This is a genomic window from Nocardia sp. bgisy118, assembly GCF_057708605.1.
The window spans coordinates 148,741-154,856 of sequence record NZ_JBYISM010000019.1 but is presented as its reverse complement, the minus strand read 5'-3'; the positions used below and the strand labels follow the sequence as shown (position 1 = coordinate 154,856).

At 70.1% G+C, this 6,116-nt stretch carries 6 protein-coding genes; 3 read left to right on the top strand and 3 right to left on the bottom strand.

Features of this window, described 5'->3' with window-relative positions; all coding sequences use genetic code 11:
• The 3 genes from AC3EO7_RS23185 to AC3EO7_RS23175 all read left to right on the top strand — a co-directional run.
• On the top strand, nt 1–465 hold a 465-nt coding region (locus AC3EO7_RS23185; protein WP_435592370.1), incomplete at its 5' end, for an acyl-CoA carboxylase biotin carboxyl carrier protein subunit.
• A complete protein-coding gene (gene atzF / locus AC3EO7_RS23180) occupies nt 466–2,199 on the top strand; it encodes an allophanate hydrolase (protein ID WP_435592369.1) in 1,734 nt (577 codons plus the stop codon). It begins immediately after the preceding gene.
• A gap of 152 nt (nt 2,200–2,351) precedes the next feature.
• Nucleotides 2,352–3,587: an FAD-dependent monooxygenase gene (locus AC3EO7_RS23175; RefSeq protein ID WP_435592368.1), complete on the top strand. Its 1,236-nt coding sequence runs from the start codon at nt 2,352–2,354 to the stop codon at nt 3,585–3,587.
• Here the strand turns inward: AC3EO7_RS23175 and AC3EO7_RS23170 are convergent.
• From AC3EO7_RS23170 to AC3EO7_RS23160, 3 genes are all read right to left on the bottom strand, one after another.
• A complete protein-coding gene (locus AC3EO7_RS23170) occupies nt 3,563–4,267 on the bottom strand; it encodes an arsenate reductase ArsC (protein ID WP_431966726.1) in 705 nt (234 codons plus the stop codon). The two genes, AC3EO7_RS23175 and AC3EO7_RS23170, sit on opposite strands and share 25 nt — an antisense overlap.
• Before the next feature lie 358 nt (nt 4,268–4,625).
• Entirely contained in the window at nt 4,626–5,117 is a 492-nt protein-coding gene (locus AC3EO7_RS23165; protein WP_431966724.1) for a hypothetical protein, read from the bottom strand.
• Between the two features lie 411 nt (nt 5,118–5,528).
• Nucleotides 5,529–6,026: an MFS transporter gene (locus AC3EO7_RS23160; RefSeq protein ID WP_435592367.1), complete on the bottom strand. Its 498-nt coding sequence runs from the start codon at nt 6,024–6,026 to the stop codon at nt 5,529–5,531.
• Between the last annotated feature and the right edge of the window lie 90 nt (nt 6,027–6,116).

The window sequence follows — 6,116 nt, the reverse complement described above, 5'->3', positions numbered from 1 at the left end:
CCCCCCCCCCCCCCCCCCCCGGGCCGGTTCGACGCCGAAGTCGGCGATGGCACCTTCGCGCTGGCCGACCACCTGCGCCTGCTCGCCGAGAACGCCGCCTCCATCGCGGAATTCGAGGAGCGGCAGACGGCCGCGTTCGAGGCGGAGAAGCGCGCGTGGCACGCGGCGGGCGAGTTCGAGCGCACCACGACCGCACCGGCTCCGCAAGAACCCGTCGCCGATCCGTTGGCCGGGCTGCCCGCCGACGCCACCGTGGTGACGGCGCCGATGATCGGCAATGTGTGGCGCGTCGAGGTCGAGGAGGGGCAGCGGCTCGACGCCGGTGCGCCGGTCGCCATCCTGGAGGCCATGAAGCTGGAGCTGCCCGTGCACAGCCCGGGCGCGGGCACGGTGCTCAGGGTGCTGACCGCGCCGGGCGCCAAGGTGGCGCCGGGTACCCCGCTAGCAGTGATCGGAGTGGACTGAATGACCGCTGGCGTTCCATGCACCACCGCCCATCGGGACTCGCCCACCGCGCGGGTCGCGGCCGCCTATCGGCGCATCGCCGAGGTGGATCGCCCCGAGGTGTGGATCACGCTGCGACCCGAGCACGAGACCGTCGCCGACGCGGCCGAGGTGGAGCGACGGCTGGCCGCGGGCGAGACGCTGCCGCTGGCCGGACAGCTGGTCGCGGTCAAGGACAACATCGACGTGGCGGGCTTGCCCACCACCGCGGCCTGCCCCGAATTCGCCTATCCGGCAACGGTTACCGCGGCAGCCGTCGCACGGCTGCAAGCGGCGGGGGCGATCGTGCTCGGCAAGACGAACCTGGACCAGTTCGCCACCGGCCTGGTCGGTACCCGGAGCCCGTACGGCGCGGTCCGGCATGCCCATCGTCCCGAACTGATCTCCGGCGGCTCGTCCTCGGGTTCGGCCGTCGCGGTCGCGCTCGGACTGGTGGACATCGGCGTCGGCACCGACACCGCCGGGTCCGGGCGGGTGCCCGCGGCGCTGCACGGCATCGTCGGCCTCAAAGCCACGCTGGGGATCATTCCCGCGCACGGCCTCGTCCCGGCCTGCGCGGACTACGACGCCGTCACGGTGTTCGCGAAGGATCTCGACGGGGCGGTCGCCGCCGCGGCCGTGATGGCCGGGCCCGATGCGGGAGACCCGCGCAGCCGCGCCTGGCCCGCCGACGTGCGGTTCGCCGCGCCGCGAACTCCGCGCCTCGCGGTGCCGCGCGCCGCGAACCTCGCCGTCCTGACCGACGACTACCGCGACGCCTTCACCAGAACCGTTGCCGCCGTGGCCGATTCCGGCATCGAGACGGTCGAGCTGGACATCTCGCCGCTGCTGGACGCCGCCCGCTTGCTCTACGACGGCGCGATCGTCGCGGAACGCTATGCCGCGGTGGGGGAATTCCTGGCGACCCGTCCGGCGGGCGCGGATCCCACGGTGGCGGCCATCATCGGCGCGGCCGCGTCCACCACCGGCCCGGCCTTCGCCGCCGACCTCGACGCGTTGACCCGTGCCCGTGCCGACGCGGCGCTGCTGCTGCGGGACTGCGACGCGCTGCTGCTCCCGACCACCACCGAGCACCCGAGTATCGCCGCGGTGCAGGCGGATCCGGTCGACATCAACCGGCGCATGGGCACCTACACCAACTTCTGCAACCTGCTGGACATGGCCGCCGTCGCCGTTCCCGGCGCGGCAACCGCGGCGGGCGCTCCCTTCGGCGTGATGGTGGTGACGCCCGCCTTCGGCGATCAGGTCGCGATCGATATCGCCGCCCGCGTGAGCGGCCTGGAGCAGGCGCCCCTCCTGGTCCGGGACGGCGTGCAACTGGCCGTGTTCGGCGCGCATCTGCGCGGCCAGCCGCTGCACTGGCAGCTCGAGGGGATCGGCGCCCGGTTCGCCGGGGAAATCCGCACCAGCGATGCCTATCGGCTGACCGCCCTCGACACCGTGCCCGCCAAGCCGGGGCTGGTCCGGCACGGCGCGGGACTCGGCGCGCCGATTCTCGGCGAGCTGTTCACGGTCTCGCGCGCCGGGCTCGGCGGCTTCCTCGCGGAGCTGCCCGCGCCCATGGCGCTGACCAGCATCGAACTCGACAACGGCCGGTCGGTCATCGGTTTCGCCTGCACCTACGACGCCGCGCTGGCCGCCACCGACATCACCGAATTCGGCGGTTGGAAGGCATACCTGAACGCCGCCAACTGATTCCGCGCCCGATGGCCCGGCAGCTGCCCGCTGCCGGGCCATCGTCGTCCGAACGCCCTGGTCGGCGCCGTTTCAGACATTTGTACTAGACAAACGTTCAACCCTTCTGTTAGACATTTGTCTTAGACATTCGATCTAACGAGGAACAGACCATGAGCATCTCCCACAGCCCGAACTCCCCGCGCGTGCTGATCAGCGGCGGCGGCATCGGCGGCAATGCCGTCGCGCTGCAACTGCTTCGCGCAGGCATCCAGACCACCGTCGTCGAGCGCGCCGCCGCGCCGCGTCCCGGCGGGCAGGCGGTCGATCTGCGCGGACCCAGCCGCGACGTCGCCGAGCGTATGGGCCTGATGCCCGGCATCAAGGCCAGGCAGCTGGACGAGCGCGGCATGCTCTACGTCGACGCCGCGGGCCGGGAGACGCTGCGCATGCCCGCCGAACTGTTCGAGGGCAAGGGCGGCGTCGCCGAAATCGAGATCACCAGGGGCGATCTGAACGAGGTACTGCTCGACGCGCTGGCGAAGGAGGGCGGGGTCGACTACCGCTACGGCGAGTGGATCACCGAGGTCCGGCAGGACACCGCGGGCATCGAGGTCACCTTCGCCTCAGGCGCCGTCGAGCGCTTCGACATTCTCATCGGCGCCGACGGACTGCACTCCGCCACACGGCGATTGGTGTTCGGACCGGAGCAGGACTTCGCGACCTACCTGGGCGGCTACATGTCCTTCTTCACCATGCCGACCCCGAAAGACACCGAGCCGCACTGGTTCTCGATGCACTCGCTGGTCGGCGCGACGGGCATCGGCCTGCGCCCGGACGCCGATCCGGCGACCTCCAAGGCGATCATCATGCTGCGCGCCGCCGCCGATCCCGCGCTGCGCCGCGATGTCGAAGCGCAGCAGCAGTTCATCAGGGAGCGCCTCGCGGGCGGCGGCTGGCATTCGGGCGTCATCACCGCCGCGATGACCGAAGCCGAGGACTTCTACTTCGACGAACTCGCCCGCATCGACATGCCGAGCTGGATCAGCGGCCGGGTCGCCCTGCTCGGCGACGCCGGATACTGCGGTTCGGCGCTGACCGGACAGGGCACCGCGATGGCACTGGTGGGCGCCTACGTGCTGGCCGGTGAAATCGCGACGCACGCAACGGATCCGGAGCGCGCGTTGTCTCGCTACGAGGAAGTGTTGCGCCCCTTCGTCGCCAAGGCGCAGGAGCTGCCGCCCGGCGGTCTGCGGTCGATGACCCCGAAGACCAGGTTCGGCATCCGCGTGGGCCACGCGGTGTCCCGATTGATGACGACCAAGGTGATGAAGCCGCTGATGATGCGGATGCTCACCGCGACCGAGTCCTACGAGCTGCCCGACTACTCGGCGCAGTCGGTCGGCTGAGCTCTGCGGTCATCGCCCACCGACACACCGAGTTCCGCGAGCAGGTCCTCGACCCGCCGCCCGACGTCGTCGCGGATGGGCCGCACCTGCTCGACCTCCAATCCGGCCGGGTCCTCGATGATCCACTCCAGGTAGCGCGGACCCGGCACCAGCGGGCAAGTGTCTCCACAGCCCATCGTGACGATGACGTCGGCGGCCCGAATGATCTCGTCGGTCCACGGTTTCGGGTATTCGCCCGAGATGTCGATCCCGACCTCGGCCATCGCTTCGACCGCCGCGGGATTGAGCTGCGCGCTCGGCTCCGAGCCGCCCGACCAGGCCACCGCCCGCCCGCGTGCGAAATGTGAGAAGAAGCCGAGCGCGATCTGGGAGCGGCCCGCGTTGTGCGTGCACAAAAACAAGACGATCGGACGCGGTTGCGCCACTTTGCCTTCCACCTTCGCCCTGGCTTCCAGCTGCTGGCGAGCAAATCGTTCCGCGAGCACCGGCAGGTACAGCGTCACCGTAGCGCGCGCGACGAACGCCTCGTACGACGAAAAGAGGTAACCGACAACGATTTCCGGCGCGAACATGGTGGCGAACTCGTCGAGCAACCGCTTTTCGGCAAGGCGCAACTGCGTCTCGTGATCGAGGGCCAGCAGGCGATAGGCAGGCCCGGTCGGTGTGACCGATCGTTCCATCCATCCAGCGTGACAGCCGGACGTTCGCAGCCGCAAACGAACTTACCGTGAACGCCGCTCACCGAGGTGACAACGATGGGGCGGGCCGGTTACCCCTCGTGAACCGGCCCGCCCATACCTTCGGGCGGAACTCCTGGCCTGCGACCGGACGGTTACCTTCGGCAGGGGGCGATCCTCCTTCGCCCGCCAGCTCCAGGAAGAGCCGTCGATGGCGCCGCCGGAGGGATCCGGCCGGGTCGGTCACCCCTCGTTGGACCGACCCGGCCGGGTTATCCCCGGGGCCCGAGCTGTCACCCCTCGTGGACAGCTCGCGCCCGGTTCCCACCCCCGGTGGTGGCTTGTCCCCCCTTCCCCTTGGTTACTGGCAGTACTCGAAGGTGCCGAGTACGGTGCGGCCGTCCTTGATCAGGTAGCCGGTGGCGGCGAGATCGGTACTGGCGACCGGGTTCTCCCCGTCCGGCGCCAGCCACTCGACCTGCTGCACGACCTGGTAGGCGTTCGGGTCGTTGCGCAGCACCTTGACCTCGGTGTCGTCCATCTCGGCGGGCTTGGTGTCGGTGGCCTTGCCCTTCTCCCACTCCCCCGCGCTGGCCAGCGTGTGCTGGGCGGCGTCGTAGACGACGGTGCGGTACCGGATCTGCTGGTGCTCGCCGGGGCGGTAGCCGGGCTGGGCGTAGACGACCGGGGCGGCGATCTCGATCTCGATCCGGTCGTCCTTGTGGGTGCAGGTGGCCTGGCCGGTGAGCGCGACACCGGGGACGCCGGTATCCGCCGCGGCGGCGCCCGCGCCGAACACCAGGGCGGCGGTGGTCGTCGAGAGAGCGAGGGCGGTGGTCAGCTTGCCGATCATCGTCTGTGCGTCCTTCGTGAGGTCCGTGGTTCCGGTCGATCCGGTGTTGTCACAAACAATGCGGCCTGCGTCTTGGCGCGGGCTTAAGAACACCTTGCATGGACGAATCCCCAGGCAGATCGGGATTCGCTAACACTTCCGCGCCGCGCGAGCGATGATGGAATCGGTGTGATCGATGATTGGAGCGACGATGGAAACCGTGGTGGTCTGGATCCTTGCCACAATCCTGTACTGGTGGGGTCTGCTGTAGTGAAAGTGCAACCTGGCCGCACGTTCGGCCAGGTCTCCCTCGAGTTCGATCCGCCGTATTTCGGCGAACCGAAGAGTCGCTTGGGGCTCGTTCCGCCGACCTTCCGATGACCAAAACGACCGCGCCCCCGGCCTTTTCGGCCGGGGGCGTTCGTGGTTCGCTCAGCGAGCAGATTCGGCGGCCGGCGCCTCGACGGCCTCGTCCGGTTCCGCGTCCGGTGCGTCCAGCCCGCGTTCGCGCAGCAGAACCAGCGAGAGCGCGGCGGCGGCGAGCACCGAGCAGGCGGCCACGACGAAGGTGGTCGACATCCCGGAGGTGAAGGCCGCCCGTGCGGCCTCGGCAAGGCCGCCGTCACCGGTGGCGGCGCTGATGACCAGCGCGTCGGAGATGGACTGGCGACCGGTTTCCGGAGCGCCCGCGGGCATCGCGTCGGAGTAGGTGCTCGACAGCACCGCGCCGAGCACAGCGACGCCGAGGGCGGCGCCCGCCTGCTGGATGGTGTCGTTGAGCGCCGAGCCGACGCCCGCGTACTCACCGGGCACCGCGCCCATCAGCGCGCCGATCGTGGCGGGCATCGCAAGACCGAAGCCGCCGCCCATCACGGCCATGGCGAGCGCGGGCAGCCAGCAGCCCGAATTCGGCTCCAGCAAGGTGAGCATCCCGAAGCCCGCGGCGGTGATCGTCAGGCCGACGGCGGTGATGCTGCGGTTGCCGACCTTGCTCGCCAGCGCGGCCCCGACCCCGTTGCA